This is a genomic window from Paenibacillus sp. XP01 (genome assembly GCF_057364885.1).
This window is the reverse complement of sequence record NZ_CP139481.1, coordinates 539,003-565,475: the sequence shown is the minus strand read 5'-3', so window position 1 is coordinate 565,475 and position 26,473 is coordinate 539,003. Positions and strand designations below refer to the sequence as shown.

The following is a 26,473-nucleotide window of genomic DNA, read 5'->3' as shown; positions in this document are numbered from 1 at the left end:
GATTATTATATCACGATCCTGTCCTCGGGCAACTAACGTCCGTTCCATAGGACGGCGCATAGCCCAAAGAGGATGACCTTCAGGAATTTTCCAACTTCCACTCGCGGCATACGCGTTGTCAATTCATTTTTTCACAAGTCAACGGCAGGTACAAACGAAAGGTGCTTCCCTCTCCCTCCGCGCTTTCAAGCTGAATAAAACCACCCAGCAATCCGGCCAAATCACGGCTGATGGACAGACCCAGACCTGTGCCGCCGAATTTGCGGCTGATCGAACCGTCCGCCTGCTGAAATGCTTCGAAAATCGATTGGTGCCGTTCCTTCGGGATGCCGATTCCCGTATCCTTAATGGAAAAGACGATCCACCGGCCCGAAAAGCCTTCGCTGCAGGCCTCGCTGCTGATCGTCAGCTTTACGGTCCCCTGATGCGTGAATTTAACCGCATTGGACACCAGGTTGCGCAAAATCTGCTGGATGCGCTGCGGATCGGACCACAACGTCTCGGGGACGCCCGGTTCCTGTTCCATCAGCAGTTGAATGCCCTTCTTCTCCGCAACCAACAGAAAGTGGCTCATCGCATCCTCGGCCAGCTGCTTGACGCCAATCTGCTCAAGCACGATATCCAGCCGTCCTGCCTCCACCTTGGACAAATCCAAAATATCGTTGATCAACGCGAGCAGCTCCTGACCGGACTGGTCGATCATCTCCGCAAATCGGACGATCTCCTCCTTGTCCATCGTGTCCGTGTTTTCACTGATCATTTGCGCAAAATTAATGACGCTGTTCAGCGGCGTCCGCAGCTCATGGGACATGTTGGCCAGAAATTCCGATTTGTACTGCGAAGCCAGCGCAAGCTGCCTCGCACGCTCCTCCAGCACCGCCTGAGCGCGCTGCAGTTCTTCCTTTTGCAAGGATAACAGGCGATTGGTGCTCTGTATGAGCACAATCCGATTCTGTTCGTTCTGAAAATCCCGCAGAATAACCGTAAATACAAAGCTGAGCACGACCCCGGCCGGCAGCGTGTAAGGCATGATATGCGAGAAAAAGTACGTTGCCGGGATGACGCCAAACGCGGCAATGTTGAGGCTGTTAACCATATTTACGATCAGGATCACAAGCACGGCCTTGATAATCAGCCTATAGTCCGTTCGCCTCATCCAGACATTCAATCCTGCGCACACTGCGCCAAGTATAGTCAAGTTGATCAATCCGGCCAGCGTGGCCTCGTTAATGCCGAAGGTTAACCGAGTCAGTCCGATCCCCAACCCGATCAGGAAAACGCTATAAGGCTGCCTGTACGTCAGCACTGCAACGATCAACGGAACGAAGCGAAGATCGAAAATGACCTCATCGTTCAGTTGGAAGCCAAAAACCATGCTGATCCACCCGGCCAGTATGAGCAGGAACACCGATATCATTTGTTTAAATTTGGGAGAAGTTCGTATGACAACGTATTTATAGAACAGACTAGCAAGATAGGCGAATGTAATCAGCATCCCCATATTCATGACGAACATTTTTGAAAATTCCATTCACTCACTCCCGTTGTCCCAACCATCGCAATGGACGGCCCTTTTGTACCTTCATCATATCACGCTCAGCCAATCTTCGACATTCTGCCCTGGAAAATGTACACAAAAAAACACACAAATCCCGATTCAATTTGTGCGCTTAAAATTGTAAAATATATTATTGTCTATTTATTCGTTGCATCCACTTCCTTGCAGACGTGGACGAAAGGAGAAGCACTGCCGTGCAATCGCTAAAAAGCAAATCCTACTGGCTGTCTTTGAGCCTGATGCTCTCGCTTGTCGTTATGGGACTGTTCTATGATGTCCTCAATTCACCTGATCGCGGATTCGTCGTGTTGCGCTCACCCATCGATCAAGCGATTCCGTTCCTTCCATTGATGTCCATTCCATATCTGGGATGGTATCCGTTCGTTTTCGGCGTGCTCGCTTATCTCTGTGCCAAAGACCGAGAAGTCTATTACCGGGTGTTGTTGTCCATGAACATCTGTGTTTGGATCTGTTATCTCATTTATTTCAATTTTCAGACGACGGTACACCGCCCCGTGATTACAGGGAGCGGCATCGGCAGTTCCATCGTAAGCTGGCTTTATGACCGGGACGAACCGTTCAACTGCTTTCCCAGCATTCATGCCTTATACTCCTACCTGGTCATGCGGGCGGCATTCTCCGTCCAGGGAATAAAGCGGCAAGTGAAACTGCTCATCGCCAGCGGTTCGGCAGTCATCGTGCTCTCGACCCTGCTGATCAAGCAGCATGTCATCTACGATGCGCTCGGAGCTATCATCTTGGGCGAGCTCATTTTCACACTGGTTACCGGACTATTCCTGCACCGCCGGCGCAGAAAAGAATCCAAATGGACAGAAAGAATCAACTGACCCTTTTGTCCGGCGAACCGTGGAGATGCTGCCTGCGCCTCCATTCATTGATGAACAAACCCGCATAATGGGGGTCCCATTGGGTCCCCTTTCCTTCCTCTAAAATGGCCAATGCCCGTTCATGGCTCATTCCGCTCCGGTACGGGCGGTCCGAGGTCATGGCATCAAATGCATCCGCTACCGCGATAATGCGACCGAATACCGGAATATCCTGACCCGCTTTCCCATCCGGATACCCTTTTCCATCATAACGTTCATGGTGCGAGCGCACTCCCGGCAGAAAATCCGCCATCGCTTCAGCCGGCTCGATTTGCTGCAACAGGTTTTCCCCCAGCACGGGGTGCGTTTTGATAATGTCGAACTCATCGTCGGTCAACTTGCCGTCTTTGTGCAGAACTTCATCCGGAATTCCAATTTTGCCGATGTCGTGCAGCAGGGCAGATTTGTATAAAAGGTCTGACTGCTCCTCGCTCATTCCGCTCAGCTTGCCGATCATGAGGGAATATTCAGCGACACGCATCGAATGTCCGGCCGTGTACTTGTCCCTTGCATCCAGGGCGGCTGCCAGCGTCGTAAAGTAGCTCTGCGTCAGTTGCCGGTTGCGCTCCTGCCTGATTTCGAGCCGGTTAATCATCATGTTGAATCCGGCGATCAGCGCGGAAAATTCATCGCCGTACAAATCCGGCATCCTTCGGCCGAAATCCCCCTCTTGAATGCGGTTCATCTCCTCGGTCAGTTCCTTCACGGGGTCTCGTACATCGCGAATCAGCAGCCAGCTCCCGACCATGGCAACCCCTGCCCCCAGGATGACGATCAGAAGGGCCCATATCAGATATTCCCGGGCAAACTCATGGTCCACGTACTGCAAGCGAATCGAAGTGGCAAAAAAGAACAATAGCAGAGGAAACAGACTGATCATGGCTGTGCTTAACCGGATTTTGCGTTGAAAGGATACCATGATGCGACCGCCAAGCGACGGCTCGAAGCCATGCTGGATCTTTCCCAGCCTTCTTACCTCCAGCAGTAACGGCCTGATGGCCAGCACGGTGAGATAATACTCGGCCAAAGCATGCATCCCGGCAATCAACAGCGCGCAGACCGCTGCAATAGCTACATATTCGGGCGAGAATTGGATCCAGCCCTTAAAGAACATCCACCACGTTAGACCTGCTGCCGGCAGGGCAAAGCCAAACAAATGGGGACCCAGAATGCGATAAGCCGCCTGTTCCGGCAAACGGTGAATTCGCTCATATATTTCGTTTAATTCGGTCCGATCCGTTCGCTTGGCAGCAAAAAAGCGCCTTATCGGGCGAAGTTGACGCTTGAGGGTCAGCCATTCGAACCCTGTCATCGACAGCAGGGAAATCACTACAATAACGATCAGGTGCATAAGTTGGGCTTTTGGGAATTGCAAGGTGGAAACCATCATGACAGTTCCAATCATGACCAAAGCCGCCACGGAGCCCATCACATAATTCCGCAACAAACGAACTACAAACGAACGGTAAATTTCCACCCTTATCCCTCACTCTCCATTTGCATCACTTCTTCCCCTGTCAATAAGGCGGATCTTGATGACGCTTGTACATGTGTTATCGGCAAATTGGGCGGAAAGAATTAATATTTAGGCCGTGCGCAATCATGAAAAGGATTCAATATATTTGCAAAAAATTACATGATGTGGTATGATAATAAAGTTGGTTTACAACCTCAAATGATTTTCACTCTTCTTTTAACCCCTGAATATTTTCTTCATGCTGCATCCGCAGCGAATATGTATCACTTAACCCATGGAGATTGAAGAACCTGAATTGCACTGACCCGGTATTTGCAGGGTACGCAAGATTTTTCCATTCACACTGGCGCGGTCATCGGAGCCGCAAGGACAAAAGAGAGGCAGGGCTTTTGTTGTTTGGACATCACTTATTCCAGAGAAGACTGAAAACATACACAAAACACCCGGAATTGGGTTCCGGGTGTTTTTCCATGTTATGTGCCCATTAGATGAAAAACGTTTTGGAAATAATGACTAGAAGGATGAACAATACGAGGATGGTGCCCACCGAACTCCAGCCGCCGCCGTACCCGTAGCATCCATAGTTTTGCTGATAATCCTGTTTCATAACAGGACCTTGGTTCGGCTGATATCCATAGCCATACCCCGTTGGCATTCCATAGCCGTAACCGTAACCATAACTGTTAGGGTAACCATGTCCGTACCCATTCGCATCATAACCTGCATTTCCCTGCATATTTCCATAACCTCCCATATTATTAGAGTAAACATGACCTTTCCCGTTCGGTGTTTTCGGTTTATTCACTTCGCTCATCGTTCATTCCTCCTTAGCATTTGCCTACACCCCTAAGCTATGTATCCAGCCCTTTCCCGGACCGGGCTATGGCCCTCTTGGCACAAAATGGGCTTTCGTACCCTGTCTTTGATCCATGCCGCTGTGAAACTTCTGGCCTTTCTTCCTCCCCGAGCTTGTCCGCAAAAGAAAAACTCCGCCGGTTGCCCGGCGGAGTCGATCAAGCTATACCCAGAAAGATTTGGTGATGATGACCAAGAGAATGAACAGGACCAAGATGGCGCCTGTCGATGTCCACGGGTTGCCGTAAGCACCTACAACTCCACTCATGTAAAACCCTCCTTTAACGTGGGGTACGATTCACTATATGCATTTCTCCCCTTCAAGACCGGGCTCATGCCGAAAATGGGCAGAAAATGTAAGTAATGTGTAAAGGTAAGGCTTCCATCAGATAGACGTCCCGCTAGTCCCACATACGCTAGCAAAACAAAGGAGCGAATCATCCCGCATGAATGATCATGCTGGGAGAATCTGCTCCTTTTTACCGAAACTCAGGCGTTTTAATCAAATCTAATACTGCTTGGATCATTGTTATTTATCTTTAATAAAGTGTGCATGTCCAATAGATCTAGATATTACATACTACCCTTTGTTTCACAAGTCTCGTTTAATTCAATTCTTGCGGACGGGACGGCAGCGCAGTTAGTTTGTCGCGCACCGACTGCAGCTTTTGTTCACTGGATGCACCCGGTTTGTCGCGCCTGTCGTCGATTTTTACGGACGTGGATACCCGCTGCGCTCCCGACAGGAACGGCGCCTCGTGCAGCGCGGCAATCGCCGTGAACACTTCGTCCAGCGGTCCTTCGATAATCGTGCTCATCGAGGTCAGCTGATATGTAATTCCCCGCTGCCTTTCCAATACTTTTTGCATATCCGCTACATAACCGCTCAAGCTGGTGGTTCCGGTTCCGATCGGAATTACAGTTACTTCCGCTATTGCCATTTCGCTAGCCTCCCTGCTGACCGTGCAAATCCGCTCGGCCACCCATTTTGTGATCGTTTTTGACTTATTTTATTGTACCAGTTGAATGAACGCCAATTCAAACTGACGTTAAAACGTCACCCTCTTTTGACGAAAATTTTTTTTGGGCAATCCGCAAATCTTCCAGTCCTTTTCCTTTGCGGTATTGAGGCTTCATATGATATACTCGGAATTACGTTTTGGCTTATCGGCCTGTTTACAAACACTATATGTTGGGTTACATTAGGATAGCAGCAACAAAATGTAGTGAAATGTTATAACCCCGCTTCTATGAGTCTACTTCTGCAGGTTCGCGAGAAACAAAAATGGGACTACCTACAAAGACATCTTTGGCAGGTGCGCATTGCTCTCCACGAACAGAGTCGACCTCGAGGCACCGGGGCTGTTTGGACTGCGCAAGTCCATCGCTTACATCATATTTTGGCACCAGCACTGTTTACATACGGTGTCCCTGTGTTAACCAGCTTTTTGGAGGCATGAAGAGGACAGCCGGACATCAGAAAGCATTTTCGGCCGTGAGGCAGGGAGAATGCTTTTTGTATGGACATGCACCGTGCACTGCCTTACCCGCAACTTGCTGCCTAAACATTTGAATAGCCATTGCAGCAGCCATTTTGTCCGCATACGAAACAGCACGAATTAGCAGCTACACCACATCGTAACAACTCAATTCTTAACATAAGAATTTTCCAAAACACTTTGACCGTATGAAAGAGAGGAATATCCATGCCACAAGTTGTGACCAAGCCGAACAATCGTCAGCTGGCCTTTGACGACATGCGCATTTCGGTCTATGCCGACCGCATTCTGCAAGATTTGGAGATGCTCGACAAGGAGCGCCTGGTACGCGGGGTGAACAGCAAGCTTCGCCGCGACGAGGTCACCGGGGACGAAATCAGTTCCGCGTTTATGATGAGCGCCTTGGAGCTCGTCAGCAAAGAGGAACCCAACTGGAAATTCGCCGCAGCGCGTTCCCTGCTCACTTCCCTGTACAAAAAAGCGGCCAACAACCGCCGCTACAAATCCTATCCGGACGAGCCGTACGGTGCTTTCTACCCGTTGATCGTAGATCTGGTGAAAAAGGGCATCTACCGCGAAGAATTGCTCGAATGTTATACCAAAGAGCAGATCGACGAGCTCGCAGACTGCATCGACTACCGCAATGACCTGCTGTTCGACTATATTGGCCTGCTTACGCTGGCAGAACGTTACCTCGCCCATGATTTTGACGGCAAAGTCATGGAACTTCCGCAAGAGCGTTACATGGTCATCGCCATGTACCTGATGCACCAGGAACCAGCCGAGAAACGCATGGACCTGGTCAAAGAAGCGTACTGGGCAATGAGCAACATGTACATGACGGCAGCGACGCCAACGATGTCCAATGCCGGCAAAAAGGTAGCCGGACAGCTCTCCAGCTGCTTCATCGATACCGTGGATGACTCGCTGGAAGGCATCTTCGATTCCAATACCGACGTGGCACGTCTCAGCAAAATGGGCGGCGGCATCGGCGTCTACCTCGGCAAAGTCAGAGCGCGCGGCTCCGACATTCGCGGACACAAAAACACAAGCTCCGGCGTCATCCCATGGATTCGCCAGTTGAACAATACAGCCGTCAGCGTGGATCAGCTCGGTACGCGGAAAGGCGCAATCGCCGTTTATCTGGACGTATTCCACAAAGACATTCTCGCCTTCCTTGACCTGAAGCTGAACAACGGGGACGAGCGTATGCGTGCGCATGACGTATTCCACGGCGTATGTCTGCCTGACTTGTTCATGGAACGTGTCGAGCAGCGTGGCGAGTGGAGCCTGTTCTGCCCGCACGAAGTGAAGAAAGTGATGGGATGGAAAGACGAAAACGGACGCGCACTCGGGTTGGAAGACTTCTACGATGAAGCGTTTGGCCAAGGTACATTCCGCGAGAAGTACGAGGAAGCCGTCAACCATCCGTTGCTGTCCCGCATTACGGTACAAGCGATCGACATCATGAAACGTATCATGAAGTCCCAGCTTGAAACCGGCACGCCTTACATGTTCTATCGCGATACGGTCAACCGCGCGAACCCGAACCGCGCACACGGCATGGTATACTCTTCCAACCTGTGCACGGAAATCATGCAGAACCAATCGGCAACCGTCGTGGAAAAAGAAGAACTCGTCACGAAGGACGGCCAAACGCGCATCGTCATTTCAAAAGTTCCCGGCGATTTCGTGGTATGCAACCTGAACTCCATCCACTTGGCACGCGCCGTGCCTCATAACGTGTTGGAGCGCCTGATTCCGATCCAGGTTCGCATGCTCGACAACGTGATCGACATCAACAATATCGAAGTGCTGCAAGCCCAATACACGAACAGCCAATATCGTGCCGTGGGCCTTGGAACATTCGGATTGCACCATCTGCTTGCCCTGGAAGGCATCCGTTGGGAGTCCGACGAAGCCGTGACCTACAACGACAACCTGTACGAAAAAATCAACTACCTGCTCGTGAAATCCAGCATGGAGCTGGCCAAGGAAAAAGGACATTATCCGAAATTCAAAGGCTCCGACTGGGAAAGCGGGCAATATTTCGAGCAGCGTGATTACACGACAGGCAACCGCGTCGGCGAATTCGTAACGACGGAGCAATGGAAAGAACTGCAAGCCGAAGTGCAGCGGAACGGCGTGCGCAATGCGTGGATGTTCGCGATCGCGCCGAACGGCTCGACGTCCATCATTGCCGGCTCGACGGCCAGCATCGACCCGCTCTATGAGCTGTTGTCCTACGAAGAGAAAACAACGTACAAAATCGCCAACCCGGCACCGGATCTGTCCGAAAAAACGATCTGGTACTACAAAACGGCGTTCATGGTGGATCAGCATGCTTCGATCAACATGGCCTCGGCCCGCCAGCGCCACGTGGACCAAGGCCAAAGCTTCAACTTGTACGTTCGTCCGGACATCAAAGCAACCGAATTCCTGGACCTGCATCTGCATGCCTGGAAAGCCGGTCTGAAATCAACCTATTACGTCCGCAGCCGCGCATTGACCATCGAAGAATGCGAATCCTGCGCTAGCTGATTAATGAATTATCCCTGAGTTACGATAACCTCCAGGGCACCCTGTTTTCTTTGCAAACCGGCGCTGCCCTGGTTGTTTTTTTGCCCAAAACCGGATCATTGCATCCACCCGGATGTTGAAATAGATTTTTTAAGGAGTGAATCGTTTCATGCAATTACAGAAAATTTTCAATACGGAAGCCCCCAACCAATCGACCCGCATTATCGAAGGCGAATGCTCCGGCATTCTGAACTGGAATGACATTCGGATGCCTCACATGTACAAATTGTACAAGGTTTTGCTCCTGAATCACTGGATCGCGGATGAAATCCCGATGTCCAAGGATGCTTCCCAGTTCGCGCAGCTGGATCCCGAGGAGCAGCGTACGTTCAAGATCAACATTTCCCTGCTTGCGGTGCTGGACTCCATGCAAACGATGTTTGTGGGCGACGTGAAACGCTACTTCACCGATTCCTCGCTCGAAGCGATCTCGGCGATTATCGGGCAGCAGGAAGTGGTTCATAACCAATCCTACTCCTACGTGCTTTCTTCCATCGTATCCGAGCAGGAACAAAAGGAAATTTTCGAGTATTGGAAACATGATCCGGTATTGCTGGAACGCAACCAGTTCATCTCCGACATCTATCAAAGCTTCCGGGACGAACCGTCTCCGCAGACGTTCTTCCAGGCGATGGTTGCCGACCTCATTCTGGAGGGCATTTTCTTCTACAGCACGTTTGCCTTCTTCTACAACCTGGCCCGTGACCAGAAAATGATGGCGACAAGCCAAATGATCTCGTACATCCAACGCGACGAGAACCAGCACTGCTACTTCTTCGCCGAAGTGTTCAAACAATTGCTCGCAGACTTCCCAGAACTGAACACAGCGGAAAACATGGACTACGTCTACAAAACGATCGACCGTGCCGTGCAGCTCGAAACCAACTGGGCCCATTACACGCTCAGCAACGTAAACGGCATCGACCTGAACGAGCTTTCCGATTACATCAAATACATCGCCAACAAACGCCTGCGCCTGATGGGCATGGAAAAAGCGTACGAAGGCGTTGACGTCAACTGCATGCCTTGGATCAAACCATTCTCCGACGAAGCGCTGAACGCAACCAAAACAGACTTCTTCGAAGCCAAATCCCGCAACTACGGCAAAGTCGGCGACGACAACGGGTTCGACGATTTGTAAAACTCAGTCAACATCGGCTTGCCCATGCCTGACTTGGCAGAATAGAAAACGGATGAAATCCCGGAATAGGATTTCATCCGTTTTTTTGTCGATCCCACTTTCATTGGATCGTTACAGCAATCACATACAATCGTAGGCGCGGCCACGTTTCCCTCCCTTCATTTTGAGTAAAGCGAACAAGCTGCAGTATAATGAAAGGGATTCACATCTTTCAACGAAATGGGGCCTCATCATGGATCATGAAGAGCTTCTTGCACAGCTTCACGACTGGCACGACAATGACGAATACAGCCGGATTATCGAACGAATTCAGCAAGTCCCGGTACAAGAGCGCGGCTATGGGCTGATCAGCCAGCTTGCCCGGGCATATAACAATGACGCGCGCTACCGGGAAGCGATCCAACAGCTGTTATCCGTTGCCGACGAAGGTAAGCAGGATCCGCTTTGGCATTTCCGGCTGGGCTTCGCCTATCATCATCTGGGGCTGTATGACCAGGCACTGCATGCTTTCCGTGAAGCGAACAGGCTGCAGCCGGGCGACGAAGATACGCTCGATTACATCGAATATATTCGTCCCAAAGCAGAGAAAATGATCCGGGATCAGCAGCGTTGCAAATTGGATGCGGCCATCTGGAAACAGAAACATGGGAGCGCCTTGCCGTTCGAAGGGTTCGACCTTGCTTCATTCTGGAGAGGAAACGAGTATGCACGAGCAAATGAAATTTCTGAACCGGTGGACGAAGCCGTGGTTCGGTCCATTGAGCAAGAACTCGGATATACAATTCCCGCGGCCTACATCGCCCTCATGAAATCGCAAAACGGCGGCACGCCGTCGCGCACCTCTTTTCCAACCCAAGAAGCGACATCCTGGGCCGAAGACCATATTGCCATAACGGACATTCACGGCATCCGCCGAGACAGGTCCCATTCCTTTGGAGGTGGCCTGGGCAGCCGTTTCATGATCGAAGAATGGGGATATCCCGATCTTGGCATCGTCATTTGCGATTGCCCGTCCGCGGGCCATGACGTCGTCATGCTGGATTACCGTCTCTGCGGGCCGGAAGGCGAGCCTTCGGTCGTACACGTCGACCAGGAAGACGATTACGAGATCACCTACCTTGCGCCGAATTTCGAAGCCTTCATTCGCGGCTTGGTGGATGACAGCGTGTTTGATGAGGGAGACGAAGGCGAAGATATCGAGGATTAAGGCCATTAGTGCAGTAAAAATCTTCTGTTTCGGAGCATGGATTGAAGGATCCCATCATCCCCCCTTAGCGAAATGACCTGTTGAACCTCGGCCATAGAAACGGCAAACAGCATCGGCAAGGTGCTGACGAATCTGTCAGACCAGCCGGTGCCGTTTATTGGTATGAGGACATTTTCTCTGCCTCGTCCCCTAGCTTTGAAGCGGTACCGCCGCCTCCTGATGTCTCTGCAGGAACTCCAGCATGCGCCGATACACGAAAATTTCGTTTTCTTTGCGGGAGAAACCATGTCCTTCGTCATCCAGCACGATATATTCCACGTTCACGCCTTTCTCCTGCAGCGCAGCCACGATCTGGTCGGATTCGGCCTTGACCACTCTCGGGTCGTTGGCTCCCTGAATCACCAGCATCGGGTTTCTCATCTGATCGAGATACGTTATCGGGGAATCCTTGGTCAATCGCTCGCGGTCGCGAACCGGATCGCCAAGCCAATTGTCCATCAGCGGCTTCCAGTCGTCGGGTACGGATTCAATGAACGTGAACAGGTTGGAAGGCCCGAATATGTCCACGGCTGCCCGGAAATATTCGGGATGGCGGCCTGCAAGCAGCAAAGTCATGTATCCGCCATAGCTGCCGCCCACGACGAACAGTCGTTCTGGCGAGGATATTCCTTCGCTGAACAACCATTCCATCCCGGCCACGCAATCCAGACGCGGACCTTCTCCCCAGTCCCGTTCGACCATTTTCACGAACTCCGCGCCATATCCCGTGCTGCCCCGGAAATTGGGCGCGAAAATATGATAGCCCTGGGCCAGCATGAATTGGAACATCGGGCGAAAAAACTTTGCCTCTGACGCCTGGGGACCGCCATGCGGCCAAAACACGGTATGCCCGTTGGCGTTCTCCGGCTTGGCCTTGAACAACAAGGCTTCGATCTCCAATCCATCGTAGGATTCATAACGAACGACGTCCGGATACACCAGATTTTCCGGATGCAGTCCGGTGACCCGGTTGGACGTAAGCTGCTGCCATTTCTCTTCCCCCGCCATCAGGCGATAAATGTTATGCGGCTGGATGGCTCCGCGTCCAAGGACGTATACATTCCCTGCCTTCGTAACCAGCGACTGTTCCACGAAGTCCAGCGGCATATCCACCTGTTTCGGTTGTTCTTCCCCCTCGCCCAGCGTATACATCCGATTCTCGGTTCCTTTGAGCGTCCAGAAATAAAGCGTCTTGGATGCCTTATGCCATGCAATGCTCTGCACGTCTTCGCCTTCCACCCGGCATAACTGGCGGAATTCTCCCGTATCGCCCCGATATTCGGCAACATAGGAATACGATTCGTTGTCGTTCGTGATCACCAGCAAACGGTCATTGTCGGCAAACAGAACATACGGAACCTGGCTCTGGCGTTCCGATGCAGGCAAAACGGCTTGTTCCTTCCCATTCCTGTATAGATGGGCCGTCTGGTACGTATTGGAGTATATTTTGATGACCACATGGCTGTTCTCATCCGGGCTTACAGCGGCCAGCATGCTGGTCGTTCCTTCACCCTTGTGCAGCAACGCGCCTTCTCCCGTCCGCAAGTTCATGATCCTGGAATCCAGGAAATTCGGATTGCCGGCGCTTGTGATGTAATAGAGACGTTCCCCGTCTTCGGACAGCTCTACATAATAACAGCGGTCCCCCGGCCCCGCGGGTACGACAGGTAACGGAGCGCCGCCCTCCGGCTGCAAGGCATAAATGTGATAACTCTCGTCCCCATCCTTGTCGAAGGCGGTGAGCAAATGACGTCCTTGCGGATCGGCTTTGATAAACTGGCTGCTCTGGTTCAGGTACGTCAGTGGGTATGGAAACCCGCCAGGCAGGTCCATCGCCCACAAATTCGGATTTCCATTCAGATTGCTGTCGAAAAACAAACGCTTCTCGTCGGAAGATACGGCAAAATGCGAAATGCGGTACGTCTGAAAAAATTGCTCCACATCGGGTTTCGGGAAAGTAAGCATGACCAACCTCCTCCATAATGGCTCACCAGTTGAACAGTGGTAAATTAGGAATCTATTAGTCATAATATATGGAAGTTACCTGTTACCACAATACCTGTGTAAGCTATCCGCTAAAATCATTCCGCCGCCATGCTAAACAAAATAGAAGATTCGTGTATATTTGCGATTCCCCGCATGGCATAGGCAGCCTGCATTCTTCATGACTCCGTATAAAAGGTCATATGAGGCTTCTCTTCGCGATAATAGGCCAGCCTTTCGGCCATGGTGCCGGTATGCAATTCGAACAGATGGCCGTCCGGATCGGTAAAGTACACCGACATCGCATCCCGCGGATCACGTTCTCTTCCAGGGAGAATCTTTGCGCCGGCCGCTTTCAGTTCCTGTACCGATGCCTCGAACTCTTCTTCTTTTACCGTAAATGCAATATGTGTATAGGTTCGTTCCGTATAATTGCGAATCACATCCTCCTGATTCAAGGCAACCCAGAGGCCTGCAAGTTCGAAATAGGCCAGCTTGCGGCCTTTTACCAGGATCTTGGCTCCAAGGGCCTGCTCATAGAAAGCAATGGATCGTTCCAAATCGGATACGGAAAAGCACAGATGATTGATTCCCTGAATGTTCATTGGGCTCCTGACACCTCCATGGTCTTGGTTATCTTTATTATGGAATATTTTGGTCAAAAAACAAACCCCTCTTTCTCGTCCTCACACCATCCTATGGGCGAATGCATAGTGTAGGCATATAACCTTAGTGCGAGGAGGATGCAACGCGTATGAACCCGGTCTATCCTTTTCACGGCGAAAGAACGGTCTGCAAAGAGCAAAAGCTGGCGTTCCCGCCCCAACATCAGAACGTTCAGCCCGGACTCGAAACCTTGATGGTGCCCGAACCCATCAGCGAAGATCCGGCTTACATCGGAAGCTGCAAGCTGCAAGGCAAGGTTGCGATCATCACCGGAGGAGACAGCGGCATCGGCAGGGCGGCGGCCATCGCCTTTGCCAAGGAAGGCGCCGACATCGTCATTGCTTATTTGTACGAACGAACGGATGCCGAATGGACGAAACACCGCATCGAGGAATTGGGGCAGCGCTGCCTGCTGGTCGAGACCGACCTGAGGCTGAAAGTCAACTGTGAAGCGGTCATCCGTGCCACGATGGACGCATTCGGCAGCATCGACGTTCTCGTGAATAATCATGGAGTACAGTATACGCAGCCAAGTATCGTCGATATTACCGAGGAACAGCTGTATCACACGTTTCAAACCAATGTATTTTCCTACTTTTTCCTGATTCAGGCAGCTTACCCCCACATGAAAAGGGGAGCCTCCATCATCAATACCGCTTCCATCACGGCCTATAAGGGAGACGTCCGGCTTATTGACTACTCTTCCACGAAAGGGGCCGTCGTCTCGCTGACGCGCGTGCTCGCGAGATCGCTCGCGGCCGAGGGCATCCGGGTCAATGCCATCGCGCCCGGCCCGATCTGGACACCGCTCATTCCGTCCAGCTTTTCCGCCGAGGATGTCGAAGTGTTCGGCACGGAAACGCCGATGGGCAGGGCAGGTCAACCCTATGAGCTTGCGGCAGCTTATGTCTATCTCGCATCTCGCGACTCTTCCTATGTCACCGGCGAATGCATTCACGTCAACGGCGGGGATATGGTAACTACCTGAGCAAACGGATTTGAAGTTCAGGCAGGAGTTCGGTTCCCCGGCTGCGAAAAAGGTTCAGGAACCAAAGCCTTCGACAGGCCGAAAGCTGACATTTCGCGACAAGGAGATGAACCATTCGATGAACTTTGATCCCCTTTACCAGCCGTTTGCGTCACATCGGGTTCCCGTTTACGCCAATAAGGGCATGGTCGCCACTTCGCAGCCTTTGGCGGCACAAGCCGGACTGGACGTTCTGAAACAGGGCGGCAACGCCATGGATGCAGCTGTGGCAACGGCTGCCGCATTAACCGTGCTGGAGCCGGCTTCAAATGGCATCGGCGGCGATGCCTTTGCGCTGGTCTGGACGGGCGGCAAGCTGTACGGCCTGAATGCCAGCGGCCCGGCCCCCGGGACCCTATCCATTGAAGCCCTCACAAGTGCCGGCTACACCGAAATGCCGAAACTTGGCGTCGTCCCGGTAACCGTTCCCGGCGCGCCTGCTGGCTGGGCCGAGCTCAGCCGGCGTTTCGGGCGGCTGACGCTGGCGGAAGCACTCGAGCCTGCAGCACGCTATGCGGAAGAGGGTTACCCCCTGCCACCAGGTCTGGCGCGCAACTGGGCAAGGGCAGCCGGGATCTATGCTTCGCAAGGAGAGGTGCTTAAAGGCAGCGCATGGTTCGAAACCTTCGCACCGGGCGGGCGTACACCTGCTTCCGGCGAAATCTGGCGTTCGCCGGATCATGCGACCACCTTGCGACAGATTGGCGAAAGCGATGCACGCGATTTCTACGAAGGCGGGCTGGCGGAACGCATGCATGCATTCATGGCAGAGCATGGCGGCTATATGACAAGAGACGACCTGGCTTCGTTCAAACCGGAGTGGGTCGAGCCCATCTCCGTCTCGTACCGCGGGTATGACGTTTGGGAGATTCCGCCGAACGGGCAAGGACTCATCGCGCTGTCGGCGCTGAACTTGCTGAAGGGCTTCGCGTTCGAAGAGAAGGAATCGGTGCTGACGTACCACCGTCAGTTGGAAGCGATGAAGCTTGCCTTTGCCGATGGAGAGAAATATATTACCGATCACGGAAAAATGGGAGTAACCATTCAGGAGCTGTTATCCGAAACCTATGCGGATGGGCGCCGGAAGCTGATCGGCGATACGGTCCGCCTTCCTGAAGCCGGCGACCCGCAGGCAAGCGGCACCGTATATCTGGCCGTGGCGGACGGCGAAGGCAACATGGTCTCCTTTATCCAAAGCAATTACATGGGCTTCGGCTCCGGCATTGTCGTGCCGGGCACAGGCATCGCGCTGCAAAACCGGGGGCACAACTTTTCCCTAGATCCTTCTCACGCCAACCGGCTGGAACCCGGCAAACGCACTTACCACACCATCATTCCCGGTTTTCTCACCCGCGGCAGCAAGGCTGTCGGCCCGTTCGGGGTCATGGGCGGTTTCATGCAGCCCCAGGGCCATGTGCAGGTCATTATGAATACGCTGGACTTTCACCTGAATCCGCAAGCTGCGCTGGACTCGCCGCGCTGGCAATGGACCAAGGGCAGGACGGTCATGGTAGAGCCCGGCTTCCCGCAGCACATTGCCCAGGCGCTTGCCCGAAAGGGCCATGACATTCAGGTCGCGCTCGATTCCTCCACCTTCGGACGCGGCCAGATCATCTGGCGCAATCCGGACAACGGCGTTTTATGCGGCGGCACCGAGAGCCGAACCGATGGTACCATTGCGGCCTGGTGACGCTCCGGTACTCGTCTTGTAAATCAAAAGATCCCCCGTTTGAGAAAACGGTTCGGGATCTTTTTTTATTTTTGACCAAATTCAACATTTGAAATACTGCCCCTCTGTAAAATCCAATGACTATTTCCATGAAAATTGAACTATTTGCGTAATTTTTCAATAAAACAATGAAAATCCTTCCGGACTTTACCGATATAGTTCTAGAAGTATACTCATTCATCACCCAAGACATTTTGAAAAGAAACGAGGACCCGGCCATGAAAAAACAAAAATGGATTTCTCCTGTGTTGGTACTGAACATATTTGCCGTTATGCTGCTTTTGACGGCATGCTCCGCACCCGATGGCTCGACGAACGGAAGCACGCAGGAAAACCGGATTAAGGTTGGCGTTGTCCTGACCGAAGTCGGGCTCGGCGATCGCTCATTTAACGACTCTGCCTTTGACGGACTGATTCAGGAACGGAATGAAGGCAACATCATTTTTGACTATAAGGAACCTGCCAACGGCCTGACGCCAGAGCAGGCTTTCGAGCAATTTGCACAAGAAAAAATGGACCTGATCATCGCCTTGACCGATACGGTCAAAGCCGATTTGGAAAAGGTGGCGGAAAAATATCCCGATCAGACCTTCCTGATGATAGACGGCGAGTCCGAACTCCCCAACATCAATTCCATTAAGTTCAAAGCGGAGGAAGGCAGTTATCTGGCAGGCATGATTGCCGGCTTTGCCACCAAGGATAACCACGTTGGCTTTTTGGGCGGAATGGACATCCCGGTGCTGCATGATTTTCAGGAAGGCTTCGAACAAGGCGTACGTGCCGTCAACCCGAATGCCAGCGTTCATGCTGTGTATGCCGGCGATTTTGGCAAACCCGAGCTGGGAGCACAGATCGCTTCCCAAATGATGCAGGACCAAGGCACAGATGTGATCTACGTTGCCGCAGGCTTGACCGGCGTGGGCGCTCTTACCGAAATTCAGCAGGCGGGGAAACATGCCATCGGCGTAGATACGGATCAATTCTTTTTGGCTGAAAAAGCGATTTTGACCTCCATGCTCAAAAACGTGGACGTCTCCATCCGCAATGCCATCGCTACATATAAAGAGAACAACAACACTTTCCCGCAAAAGGTCATGGTATACGGCTTGGCTGAAAACGGCATCGGCATCACGGCGCTTCACAATATTACCTTGAGCGACGAGCAGCAGAAACAATTTGAAGACCAGAAAGCAAAGATTGCTTCAGGCGAGACCAAAATTACGCTTAGCCCTTGAACAAGGCAGCAGTCGTAATAAATAAGGACAAAGCACGTGAATACTCAACAATGGGGGCATATGTTATGAAGCTTCAAGGCAAGCTGATCGGTTATGCGTTATTTTCAATGCTGGCATCCCTCGTATTGGTGGCCTACATCATATTCCAACTGCTCGGCATGAATGCCGGCAATCAAAATCTGGTGCCTGCCATGCTTAAAGTTTCCGAGCTGGATGCCAACCAGCTGCAGACGGCGCAGGCGCTGGACGTTTACTCCACCTCCATGTCGGCAGCCAATCAGGACGCTGTGCTGCGTTTGCTGGACGAAGGAAAACAGCTGTCGGACCAGCTCGCGGCAGAGCTGCTGCAAACGGAGGAGCAGATGCGCCTGATCGGAACCATTCAGGAGAAGCTGACCGCGCTGGGCGAGGGCGCAGCTCAAGCCATGAATGCCCAGGACAGCACGGAAGCCAAACGTTACAGCTCAAGGGTGAAAGGCATCCAGAATGACATTTATATGCTGGATGAGCTCACGCGCGAGCGTTATGAGCAGTTTACTGCCCAACTGGACAAGGATATCGATGATACATGGAAAATCGCGCTGGCAGGGGGAATTTTCCTGATCATCACCGTCACCCTGTTCAACTTCTTCACCTCCCGCCGATTGGCAGGACGCATGCGTGTGCTTAAAGATGCTGCCGGACGGATCGCCCAAGGCGATCTGAGCGTCCAATTGGCGGCGACCCGCGGAAAAGATGAGCTGGATGAGCTTAGCGCCTCCTTCCGGGTCATGATCGACAGCATTCGGAGCATGGTCGAGTCGATCGGCGCCGCAGGCAATCGGGTGGATGCGATGGCGCAGGACATTGACCGCGGCAATGACACGATGCTGGCCATCGTGCAGCAGGTGACCCGTACGACGGAGGAACTGTCCATCGGCAGCCAGAAAATCGCCGAGGATCTGGCCGAAACCGTCATGATCGTTGAACAGATGCAGCACACGTTCGACAACAGCCTGCAATCCACCTCGCAATCGGCGGAATACGGGAATGAAGTGTTAAGCACGGTTTCGGACGGCCGAGCATTCATGCAGGAACAGCTCAAACTCAGCGAGGTCAACCAAAAAGCGATGGCGGAAGTCGAGCAGACCTTCCGGGAGCTGGAGGACAGCGCCGCACGGATCGAAACGATGACAGGCTACGTGTCCGACATCGCTTCCCAGACCACGCTGTTGTCGCTGAACGCTTCCATTGAGGCGGCGCGGGCGGGCGAAGCCGGCCGAGGATTCGCCGTGGTGGCGAGCGAAGTCAAGAAATTGGCGGAGCAATCGGAACAGTCCGTGCAGCATATTTATGCGGCCGTGACAGAGATTTCAACCGCCATGGACAACGTGAAACGATCCGTCTTGAACAGCATCGGCCTTGTTGCGCAGCAGGAACAAGCTGCCAGACAAACCGGCCAATCCTTCTCAACAATCGAAGGCAGCGCGGAGCGGATCAGCGCCCAGATCAAGCAGTTGGCCGCGGAGATGCAGCAATCCCATGAATGGAGTTCCCGCGTGCACCAGGCCATCGAAAACATCAGCGCCATCACGCAGCAATCCGCAGCCAGCAGCGAAGAAATTACCGCCTCCGCTGCCGAGCAGCAGCGCTCGTTCGAAGAGGCGGCAGACAAGGTCAAAACGCTCCGCGACATCAGCGCGGAGATGCACCGGGAACTGGCAAGGTTCAAAATGTAACCGGGAAATCGGTGCCGGAACGACCGGGTTTGGGAAATCTTCGGCACGGGGAGCAGGCGTACCGAAAGGACGGTTACCTAACGATCAGGATCACAACGAAGGAGTCGGTCCGGAACCAATAAGAAGAGACGCTTTCGCCACCACGACAGATGTGGTGATGGAAGCGTCTCTTTGATGTGTATTCAGAGGCAACGGGCTTGAAACCCGTTATCATCCGGTTATAGAAGTTTCCTCTTCTCTTTAAATTAAACGCACGAAACGCATTGGCACGATCCACCAACCCTGTTCGGCCCGACTTTACAGGCGTCACAGGGCCTCGACGATGTCGCCTGCGAGCACGGCAGACGGATCGCCCCGGTGCTGCGCGGCGCGTTCCCCGGCAAGGCCGTGCAAATACACGCCCCAGGCAGCGGCTTGCTCCGCGCCGAGCCCTTGGGCCAGCAGACCGGCGATGATGCCGGTCAGGACGTCTCCGGCGCCGGCGGTTGCCATGCCGGCATGTCCGGTGGTGTTGACGTACGCCTCGCCGGTAGGCATGGCAATGACCGTGCGTGCTCCCTTGAGCACCAGGGTCACGCCCTGCTCGCGGGCGTACCTCGCAGCGTATCCGATGCGGTCACGCTGCACCTCGGCGGTCGGCAGGCGCAGCAGCCGCGCCATCTCGCCCGGGTGCGGCGTCAGCACGACCGCCGCACGGCGCTTGCCCCAGACGCGGGGCCCGTCCGGGCCGGCGTCGGCCAGCATGTTGAGGCCGTCCGCGTCGATGACGAGCGGACGATCCGTGCCCTGCCACAGGCTGCGCAGCCAGCCTGTGTCCCCCGCGAAGCGACCGAGGCCGGGGCCGGTCGCGAGCACGTCGCGGCTCTCCGCGAGACGCAGCACGGCGTCCGCGGAAGCCGCGTTCCATTCGCCGCCGGGGCCTTCGGCTGCGGCGGCGAGCATGACCTCGGGCACGCTGCCGACGACGTGCGGCAGCAGTGCCGCGGGCAGCGCCCACGTGGCGAGCCCGCAGCCGGCGCGCAGCGCGGCCTTTGCCGCGAGCAGGCCAGCGCCGCTCATCGGCAGGCTGCCTGCAGCCAGCAGCACGTGGCCATAGGTGCCCTTGTGCCCGTCAGGAACGCGCACACGGCCGGTATCTACGCCGAGATCATCGCGCAGCACCTCTTCCGTCAACAAGCGTACAGAGGCTCCGTGTTCCGGGGCCAGCCGCGCGGGAATACCTATGGAACGCACCACGATGCGCCCGGCGGCAGAAGCCCCCGGATATTGCACCAGTCCGCGCTTCAAGAGCGCAAGGCACACGGTGACCTTGGCTTGAATGCATGGCGTATGCACCTCACCCGTGTCCGCATCCAGCCCGCTCGGAATATCTGCCGCCACAACGGGCTTGCCGCTGCCATTCGCTGCCTCGATCAGCGCCGCGTAAGAGTCTCGCGGCGCTCCCCGCGAGCCGGTGCCGAGCAGCGCATCCACGATGCCCGTGCACCGGCTGAAGTCCACGGCTCCGCGCCCGTGGACCAAAGCAGGGATGCCGAGCTTCGCGGCGGCATCCCGCTGCACTGCGGCTTCGCCCCGCAGTGCCTCCGGGGCATCGGCGTACACCAGCGTGACGCCGAGCCCCGCCTCCACCAAATGGCGCGCCGCCACAAGCCCGTCGCCGCCATTGTTGCCCTTGCCGATCAGCATGTACCAATGCTGATCGCGGGGCCGCTTCATCACGAGCGCCGGGTCGGCGGCGATGAAGCCGGGAAGCCCCGGCGGACCGCCATGCACGCGGCCTGCCTGGCGATCCGCCCCACGCGGCGGCTCCGGGCATTCGCCTACGCCCGCCTCCTGCTGCCGGCATAGCCGGATTACTTCCTCGGCAATGGCACGTCCCGCATTCTCCATAAGACTGAGGGCCGGAATGCCGAGCTCGCGGATGGTATGTTCGTCCACCGCCCTCATCTGTTCAGCCGTTACGATATACAACGCAATTCCCCTCCCGGAAGATTAACATCCAGACTTCATGCGAACCGGCATATCCTAGGTTCCATCATCCTTTACGCGAAGCACCGACCGATACAGCGATATGCTATGCAGACCTTTGCAACAGGTTTCTGCCCACTAGAGATTACGCACGCACCGATGCCGTTCGCGAATTCAAACGTCCCGATGCGACCCCGAAACCCGGCCTTATGCCGTTCCTACATTAATAGGCAACCGTAAACCGCGTCTGGATAAAATTCGGATCGTCCAGTTCATCCACCAGCGCTGCCGCAAAATCTCCAACGGAAATCGTACTCTCGCCCAGATCATCCGTAATCATGCGATTCAGGCCAATCCTGAATTGACCCGTACGTCTGCCCGAAGTAATCGTTGCCGCAGGACTCAGATAAGTCCAGGCAATGTCCGACTCTTCGATTAATCCGTAGGCGTCCAGATGAGCTTTGGCAAGCGTTCTGACTTCCTCCGGAAATCCGGGCGTGTCCATCAGCATTTCACCGGAATCCGTCAGCAGGCTTCCTGCGCCGCCAACGATGATCAAACGGCCCGCTTTGCCCCGGCGAACGCCTTCCAGCAGCGAACGCGTGACTTCGAGCAGTTCTTCCTCTTCGCCAAACTTAGGCCCGTAGGCGCTCACAACAGCATCCTGGCCTGCCGTATAATCGGCAATCTGATCCGGATTAAGCAGATCGCCCTGCTCCACGTGCAAACGTTCATGCACCATTTCCACTTTGGATGGGTCGCGCACGATGGCCGTCACTTCATGCCCGCGGTCCATCAACTCCCATAATATCGTTTTCCCAATCGTTCCCGTAGCTCCAAACAGCGCAACTTTCATATATAATCCCTCATTTCATCAAAGTCCTAAGCTCAATGCATCATTATTGTCCCAATTTACTCCTGTTGTTATAAATCTTAAACGGCACACGCCATCTTAAACCTCATGATCCGATGAAGTCAATCGCAACGCCTAAAAAAATGCAGTTTGTTTTCGATCCAAGATCGTTTTTCCAGATCAAAGGACTTCGTTCCCCCGACTACTCTTCTTGTCTCCACCACATACCTTCGGATTTCGGACTGGTATACGTGAAGCCAAACTGGGCATACAGCCGATCGGCCGGAACATCGGCCAGCAGACTGACAAGGCCGCGAGGCGGAACATGACGCCGCAAATAGTCCATAATCTCGCTCATGATCCGTTTGCCGTATCCTTGCCCCTGCGAATCCGGATGTACCGCGATGTCCACCACCTGAAAAAAGCACCCTCCATCGCCGATCACCCGGCCCATGCCGACAAGCTCCTCGCCACGGCGCAAGCATACGGCAAACAGCGAGTTTGGCAAACCTGCTTCGGCTCCTTCCCTGCTCATGGCGCTAAGGCCTGCCCGTTTGCGTAACGCAAGATACTCTTCTGCCTTCGGAGGCGTATGTACAATATGAATGGCGTCCATAATCCAATCCCCTTTCGTTTCGCTTCATGCTTGAATTCAGGCAATTCCTGTGTAATAGTGAGAGAAAAGCTTGCGTGAACCGTGTTTCACGATACGTGCGTTTACTTGCAACGATTCCTAAGTAAAGGAGGGTTACCCTTGTTTTCATTTTGGCTGCATAACATGCTCAGCTATCCCGGATTTTGGGGGCTGCTGCTTGCAATGACCGCGCTGCTAACAGGCATCTATTTATGGTCGGCAACCGAAGTCAGACGCAACCGCGAACGGCGAATGCGGAGTATACGAGATACATTATACATAAGCACACCCTTGTTGGGACAACTTGCGGCAAAAGAAACCCATGGGTACATGTTCGACGAGCACTCTTCTCCCGATCTTTTGCAAGCGATGCTGTCATGCAAAGCGGCAGCCTGCTTGTCCATGCCATTGCAGGAGCAGATTCGGGACTGTACCCGACATCCCGAACCTGCACGCCTGTCTCTCGTGCACAAAGCGCTGGAGAGGGAAACCGGGGCCTTGTCCGACGAACTCGGACGCAATGAACTCCCGGCAGGTTGGGGACAGGGTGTCTGGAACGTGTTTCGTCCTGCCGCAGAACCAATCGCCTTTGCTGCCACGGCAGCGCTGTGCGCGGATTTCGTCTTCCGGCAGTCAGGGTTGCACCGCCCCTTTTGGGCATCTTGGGACAATGCCTTGCCATGGATGCAATTCGTTTCGCTGTTGATCACGATATTGTATGGATACCTGCTCTGGTCCGGACCGCGCGGGAGCACGCCTGCTCCTCTGAGCAAGCTGTTGTCGCTTTCGATCGTGCTGGCTGCCCTGCTGCATTTGATCGGTTCCGCAGCTGCGCCTTATGCCCTTGGCCTTCAGCTCATCCTCATCGTTTCCGGCTTCGGCCTTACCAGGACCAGTTCCCGCAGCAATCGCCCCTATGCCGGGCATGACGGGATGGAAACGGCTCAAGCTGCCCACACGGATGGAGCGGACGGAGCAGACGGCCAGAGCTGACGATACGGCGGACTTTATCCTAAAATGGCACTTTCTCAAAACAACAAACGCAAAAGGAGAAGCCGTCTTAACGTGCTTCTCCTTTTGCGTTTCGATCCTGAATTATTATCCCTTCGTGCCTGCCTTGGGGCTCCGAAGAGCACGGGCAGAGCTGCTTCTCGCAGTGCTCCCGGATTTGGAAGCGCTGCCTGAAGACACATTTTCAAAACGCTTGCGTTCCGTCCGTTCCATCTGCACGATCTGGCCTTCATGCACAACGATATGCAGCGAGCCAAACTCCATGTCGTTCAATTGTCCGGCAATGCGGTCCAGCCATACCTCATCCACTTTTAACGGCTTAGCCATAGAGCCGCCTCCTCTTCCCGGGCCGTGCCCGCCATATTTCTTGCATCGAATGCTTCGCTTCCATGTACCCGTCTATAATTCATTCTTATCCAACCTATATACTTGGATTATACATTATCAGGGCTGTATTTTACTGTCAATTGGTTTTGGACTTAAAGTCAGAATGAAATTATCCACTGCTTGATTATCCGCATCAAATCCGGTTTAAGAGCATTATGGCATATCCGGATTACTTGGCATGTGCAGCCTTGTGCCCTAACCAGCTTTTGAGCAGCAGCGTGGCCAGCGCCAATATCAGCAGCAAAGAAGCAACCGCGAACGAAGCCGAGAACTGATACTCGTTGTACAGAATCTCGACATGCAGCGGCAGCGTGTTCGTCTGACCGCGAATATGTCCCGACACGACCGATACCGCGCCAAATTCGCCCATCGCCCTAGCATTGCACAGTATGATGCCGTACAGCAAACCCCACTTGATGTTTGGCAAGGTCACGCTCCAAAAAATGCGCCAGCCGGATGCACCCAGCGTAACTGCAGCCTCTTCCTCCCGCGTGCCCTGATCTTCCATTAAGGGAATCAGCTCTCTCGCCACAAACGGAAACGTGATGAACAGCGTAGCGATCACGATGCCGGGCAGGGCGAATATGATTTTGATGTCATGCTGCTCCAGCCACGGGCCGAACCAGCCGTTCGAGCCGAAGACGAGCACAAAGATCAAACCGCCCACAACGGGAGATATCGAAAACGGCAGGTCGATCAAGGTGATCAGCAGCCCTTTTCCCCGAAATTGAAATTTGGTGATTACCCATGCCGCCGCTACCCCGAAAATCGTGTTAAGCGGCACCGTAATGGCCGCCACGAGCAGGGTAAGCTTCAAGGCGGACAAGGCATCCGGCTCCGTAAGCGCGGCAATGTAGACCCCCCAGCCTTGCTTCAAAGCCTCCATCAGCACGATGACGAGCGGCAGCACTAGCAGCCACAGCAGCACAAGCGTTGCCAGTCCGATGAGCAGCCATTTCACCCAGGGCGCTTCGGACGTCGCCCTGTTCGTCCCGGATTGCTTTCCCGCCGGCCGCAGCGGAGTTAATGGTACGGAACCAGCCATATGCCTTCGCCCCCTTCCAACGGTATTTTTGATCGTTTCCATCCTTGAACGACAGGAGCTAAGCCCTGCCCGCCTTGCGGCTCCAGCGCTGCAGCGAATTGATGACGAACAGCAGGACGAAGGAAACGAGCAACAATAACAGCGCAACCGCCGTCGCTCCCGCATAGTCGAACTGTTCCAGCTTTGCCATGATCAAGAGCGGCGCAATTTCCGTCTTCATCGGCATGTTGCCCGAAATGAATACGACCGACCCGTATTCCCCGATTCCCCGGGCAAACGCTAACGCAAAGCCGGTCAGCAGCGGTGGCACGAGGTCCGGCAGCAAGATGGCCCGAAATATGCGCCAGCGTCCCGCACCGAGCGTCGCTGCAGCTTCCTCCACCTCGGCCTCCAGTTCCTCCAGCACCGGCTGGACCGTGCGCACCACGAACGGGATGCCGATAAACATCAAGGCCAGCGTAATACCGGCCTGGGAATAGGCCAGTTTGATGCCGAGCGGCTCGAAGAACTGGCCTATCCAGCCATTTCCCGCATACAGCGCCGTAAGCGCAACGCCGGCCACTGCCGTCGGCAGGGCGAACGGCAGATCAATCACGGCATCGAACAGCCGCTTGCCGGGAAACTCGTAACGAACCAACACCCAGGCCAGCAGCAACCCCAGGAACAGATCGATCAAGGCTGCCGCGCCGGCCGTCAGAAAGCTGACTTTGAACGAAGCGAGCACCCGGGGATTGGTCGCGTTCTCCACAAGCGTTGACCAGGTCAATCCGGTCGAATTGAACAGCAAGGCCGCCAGCGGAATGAGAACAACCAGGCTCAGATAGAACACGCTATACCCCATCGTCAGCCCAAACCCCGGCAACGTGCGTCGCCGGGCTGCCATTACCTTGCTCATGAACCATCATCCTCTCTGCCTTCGGTCGGTAGGACCGGTTGGCTGCGTACACTTTAGGACAGACGGCCGTTCATGGCCG

General features: G+C 54.1%; 22 protein-coding genes. 9 read left to right on the top strand and 13 right to left on the bottom strand.

The window, feature by feature from the left end; all coding sequences use genetic code 11:
- Positions 1-118: 118 nt before the first annotated feature.
- The gene (locus tag SNR34_RS02685) at positions 119-1,531 is read right to left on the bottom strand and encodes an ATP-binding protein (protein ID WP_339275848.1); all 1,413 of its coding nucleotides are present in this window, start codon (positions 1,529-1,531) and stop codon (positions 119-121) included.
- A 221-nt stretch (positions 1,532-1,752) separates the two neighbouring features.
- Here SNR34_RS02685 and SNR34_RS02680 point away from each other — a divergent pair, with 221 nt between their 5' ends.
- Complete coding sequence (locus SNR34_RS02680) at positions 1,753-2,406, top strand: phosphatase PAP2 family protein (protein WP_236417545.1); 654 nt, start codon at positions 1,753-1,755, stop codon at positions 2,404-2,406.
- On the opposite strand, the gene SNR34_RS02675 is transcribed toward SNR34_RS02680, so the two are convergent.
- From SNR34_RS02675 to SNR34_RS02660, 4 genes are all read right to left on the bottom strand, one after another.
- Entirely contained in the window at positions 2,399-3,922 is a 1,524-nt protein-coding gene (locus SNR34_RS02675; RefSeq protein ID WP_486181064.1) for an HD-GYP domain-containing protein, read from the bottom strand. The genes SNR34_RS02680 and SNR34_RS02675 overlap by 8 nt on opposite strands.
- Before the next feature lie 484 nt (positions 3,923-4,406).
- A complete protein-coding gene (locus tag SNR34_RS02670; RefSeq protein ID WP_236417769.1) occupies positions 4,407-4,529 on the bottom strand; it encodes a YjcZ family sporulation protein in 123 nt (40 codons plus the stop codon).
- A gap of 411 nt (positions 4,530-4,940) precedes the next feature.
- Positions 4,941-5,045: a YjcZ family sporulation protein gene (locus SNR34_RS02665; RefSeq protein ID WP_236417547.1), complete on the bottom strand. Its 105-nt coding sequence runs from the start codon at positions 5,043-5,045 to the stop codon at positions 4,941-4,943.
- A gap of 337 nt (positions 5,046-5,382) precedes the next feature.
- Positions 5,383-5,718, bottom strand: a complete 336-nt coding sequence (locus SNR34_RS02660) for an MTH1187 family thiamine-binding protein (RefSeq protein WP_236417549.1) — start codon at positions 5,716-5,718, stop codon at positions 5,383-5,385.
- Between the two features lie 765 nt (positions 5,719-6,483).
- On the opposite strand from SNR34_RS02660, the gene SNR34_RS02655 reads away from it, so the two are divergent.
- The 3 genes from SNR34_RS02655 to SNR34_RS02645 all read left to right on the top strand — a co-directional run bounded on the left by SNR34_RS02655 (position 6,484) and on the right by SNR34_RS02645 (position 11,204).
- Positions 6,484-8,817, top strand: coding sequence for a ribonucleoside-diphosphate reductase subunit alpha (locus SNR34_RS02655; RefSeq protein WP_486181063.1), 2,334 nt, complete (start codon positions 6,484-6,486; stop codon positions 8,815-8,817).
- A 148-nt stretch (positions 8,818-8,965) separates the two neighbouring features.
- Entirely contained in the window at positions 8,966-9,997 is a 1,032-nt protein-coding gene (locus SNR34_RS02650) for a ribonucleotide-diphosphate reductase subunit beta (protein ID WP_236417551.1), read from the top strand.
- A 232-nt stretch (positions 9,998-10,229) separates the two neighbouring features.
- On the top strand, positions 10,230-11,204 hold the full coding sequence (locus SNR34_RS02645; RefSeq protein WP_486181062.1) for an SMI1/KNR4 family protein: 975 nt from the start codon (positions 10,230-10,232) through the stop codon (positions 11,202-11,204).
- A 189-nt stretch (positions 11,205-11,393) separates the two neighbouring features.
- Here SNR34_RS02645 and SNR34_RS02640 read toward each other — a convergent pair whose 3' ends face one another.
- Both SNR34_RS02640 and fosB read right to left on the bottom strand, forming a co-directional pair.
- Positions 11,394-13,208 carry a S9 family peptidase gene (locus tag SNR34_RS02640; protein ID WP_486181061.1) on the bottom strand — a complete coding sequence of 605 codons (1,815 nt, stop codon included), beginning with the start codon at positions 13,206-13,208 and terminating at the stop codon, positions 11,394-11,396.
- Positions 13,209-13,405: 197 nt separating this feature from the next.
- A complete protein-coding gene (fosB, locus tag SNR34_RS02635; protein WP_236417555.1) occupies positions 13,406-13,831 on the bottom strand; it encodes a metallothiol transferase FosB in 426 nt (141 codons plus the stop codon).
- A gap of 149 nt (positions 13,832-13,980) precedes the next feature.
- On the opposite strand from fosB, the gene SNR34_RS02630 reads away from it, so the two are divergent.
- The 4 genes from SNR34_RS02630 to SNR34_RS02615 all read left to right on the top strand — a co-directional run bounded on the left by SNR34_RS02630 (position 13,981) and on the right by SNR34_RS02615 (position 19,601).
- A complete protein-coding gene (locus SNR34_RS02630; RefSeq protein WP_236417556.1) occupies positions 13,981-14,880 on the top strand; it encodes a glucose 1-dehydrogenase in 900 nt (299 codons plus the stop codon).
- A 118-nt stretch (positions 14,881-14,998) separates the two neighbouring features.
- Positions 14,999-16,609 carry a gamma-glutamyltransferase family protein gene (locus tag SNR34_RS02625; RefSeq protein WP_486182386.1) on the top strand — a complete coding sequence of 537 codons (1,611 nt, stop codon included), beginning with the start codon at positions 14,999-15,001 and terminating at the stop codon, positions 16,607-16,609.
- A 257-nt stretch (positions 16,610-16,866) separates the two neighbouring features.
- Positions 16,867-17,883 carry a BMP family lipoprotein gene (locus SNR34_RS02620; protein WP_486181060.1) on the top strand — a complete coding sequence of 339 codons (1,017 nt, stop codon included), beginning with the start codon at positions 16,867-16,869 and terminating at the stop codon, positions 17,881-17,883.
- A gap of 65 nt (positions 17,884-17,948) precedes the next feature.
- Complete coding sequence (locus SNR34_RS02615) at positions 17,949-19,601, top strand: methyl-accepting chemotaxis protein (RefSeq protein ID WP_486181059.1); 1,653 nt, start codon at positions 17,949-17,951, stop codon at positions 19,599-19,601.
- Positions 19,602-19,907: 306 nt separating this feature from the next.
- Here the strand turns inward: SNR34_RS02615 and SNR34_RS02610 are convergent, their stop codons facing one another.
- From SNR34_RS02610 to SNR34_RS02600, 3 genes are all read right to left on the bottom strand, one after another.
- The gene (locus SNR34_RS02610; RefSeq protein WP_486181058.1) at positions 19,908-21,572 is read right to left on the bottom strand and encodes an NAD(P)H-hydrate dehydratase; all 1,665 of its coding nucleotides are present in this window, start codon (positions 21,570-21,572) and stop codon (positions 19,908-19,910) included.
- Positions 21,573-21,792: 220 nt separating this feature from the next.
- Positions 21,793-22,425 (bottom strand): NAD(P)-dependent oxidoreductase, encoded by a 633-nt coding sequence (locus tag SNR34_RS02605; RefSeq protein ID WP_343262280.1) that lies wholly within the window; start codon positions 22,423-22,425, stop codon positions 21,793-21,795.
- A 199-nt stretch (positions 22,426-22,624) separates the two neighbouring features.
- Positions 22,625-23,038: a GNAT family N-acetyltransferase gene (locus tag SNR34_RS02600; RefSeq protein ID WP_339275828.1), complete on the bottom strand. Its 414-nt coding sequence runs from the start codon at positions 23,036-23,038 to the stop codon at positions 22,625-22,627.
- A 138-nt stretch (positions 23,039-23,176) separates the two neighbouring features.
- Between SNR34_RS02600 and SNR34_RS02595 the strand changes: the two genes are divergently transcribed.
- Positions 23,177-24,049 carry a hypothetical protein gene (locus tag SNR34_RS02595; RefSeq protein WP_486181057.1) on the top strand — a complete coding sequence of 291 codons (873 nt, stop codon included), beginning with the start codon at positions 23,177-23,179 and terminating at the stop codon, positions 24,047-24,049.
- A gap of 105 nt (positions 24,050-24,154) precedes the next feature.
- Here SNR34_RS02595 and SNR34_RS02590 read toward each other — a convergent pair whose 3' ends face one another.
- From SNR34_RS02590 to cysT, 3 genes are all read right to left on the bottom strand, one after another.
- Positions 24,155-24,394, bottom strand: coding sequence for a YezD family protein (locus SNR34_RS02590; protein ID WP_236417564.1), 240 nt, complete (start codon positions 24,392-24,394; stop codon positions 24,155-24,157).
- Positions 24,395-24,623: 229 nt separating this feature from the next.
- A complete protein-coding gene (gene cysW / locus SNR34_RS02585) occupies positions 24,624-25,499 on the bottom strand; it encodes a sulfate ABC transporter permease subunit CysW (protein WP_236417565.1) in 876 nt (291 codons plus the stop codon).
- Positions 25,500-25,557: 58 nt separating this feature from the next.
- Complete coding sequence (cysT, locus tag SNR34_RS02580; RefSeq protein ID WP_486181056.1) at positions 25,558-26,394, bottom strand: sulfate ABC transporter permease subunit CysT; 837 nt, start codon at positions 26,392-26,394, stop codon at positions 25,558-25,560.
- Positions 26,395-26,473 lie beyond the last annotated feature (79 nt).

Coding starts and splice junctions, on each gene's coding strand:
- SNR34_RS02670 (WP_236417769.1), bottom strand. CDS start 4,529: ATGAAACAGGATTATCAGCAAAACTATGGATGCTACGGGTACGGCGGC.
- SNR34_RS02605 (WP_343262280.1), bottom strand. CDS start 22,425: ATGAAAGTTGCGCTGTTTGGAGCTACGGGAACGATTGGGAAAACGATA.
- fosB (WP_236417555.1), bottom strand. CDS start 13,831: ATGAACATTCAGGGAATCAATCATCTGTGCTTTTCCGTATCCGATTTG.
- SNR34_RS02665 (WP_236417547.1), bottom strand. CDS start 5,045: ATGAGTGGAGTTGTAGGTGCTTACGGCAACCCGTGGACATCGACAGGC.
- SNR34_RS02685 (WP_339275848.1), bottom strand. CDS start 1,531: ATGGAATTTTCAAAAATGTTCGTCATGAATATGGGGATGCTGATTACA.
- SNR34_RS02630 (WP_236417556.1), top strand. CDS start 13,981: ATGAACCCGGTCTATCCTTTTCACGGCGAAAGAACGGTCTGCAAAGAG.
- SNR34_RS02650 (WP_236417551.1), top strand. CDS start 8,966: ATGCAATTACAGAAAATTTTCAATACGGAAGCCCCCAACCAATCGACC.
- cysT (WP_486181056.1), bottom strand. CDS start 26,394: ATGAGCAAGGTAATGGCAGCCCGGCGACGCACGTTGCCGGGGTTTGGG.
- SNR34_RS02620 (WP_486181060.1), top strand. CDS start 16,867: ATGAAAAAACAAAAATGGATTTCTCCTGTGTTGGTACTGAACATATTT.
- SNR34_RS02640 (WP_486181061.1), bottom strand. CDS start 13,208: ATGCTTACTTTCCCGAAACCCGATGTGGAGCAATTTTTTCAGACGTAC.
- SNR34_RS02645 (WP_486181062.1), top strand. CDS start 10,230: ATGGATCATGAAGAGCTTCTTGCACAGCTTCACGACTGGCACGACAAT.
- SNR34_RS02590 (WP_236417564.1), bottom strand. CDS start 24,394: ATGGCTAAGCCGTTAAAAGTGGATGAGGTATGGCTGGACCGCATTGCC.
- SNR34_RS02625 (WP_486182386.1), top strand. CDS start 14,999: ATGAACTTTGATCCCCTTTACCAGCCGTTTGCGTCACATCGGGTTCCC.
- SNR34_RS02615 (WP_486181059.1), top strand. CDS start 17,949: ATGAAGCTTCAAGGCAAGCTGATCGGTTATGCGTTATTTTCAATGCTG.
- SNR34_RS02655 (WP_486181063.1), top strand. CDS start 6,484: ATGCCACAAGTTGTGACCAAGCCGAACAATCGTCAGCTGGCCTTTGAC.
- SNR34_RS02600 (WP_339275828.1), bottom strand. CDS start 23,038: ATGGACGCCATTCATATTGTACATACGCCTCCGAAGGCAGAAGAGTAT.
- cysW (WP_236417565.1), bottom strand. CDS start 25,499: ATGGCTGGTTCCGTACCATTAACTCCGCTGCGGCCGGCGGGAAAGCAA.
- SNR34_RS02660 (WP_236417549.1), bottom strand. CDS start 5,718: ATGGCAATAGCGGAAGTAACTGTAATTCCGATCGGAACCGGAACCACC.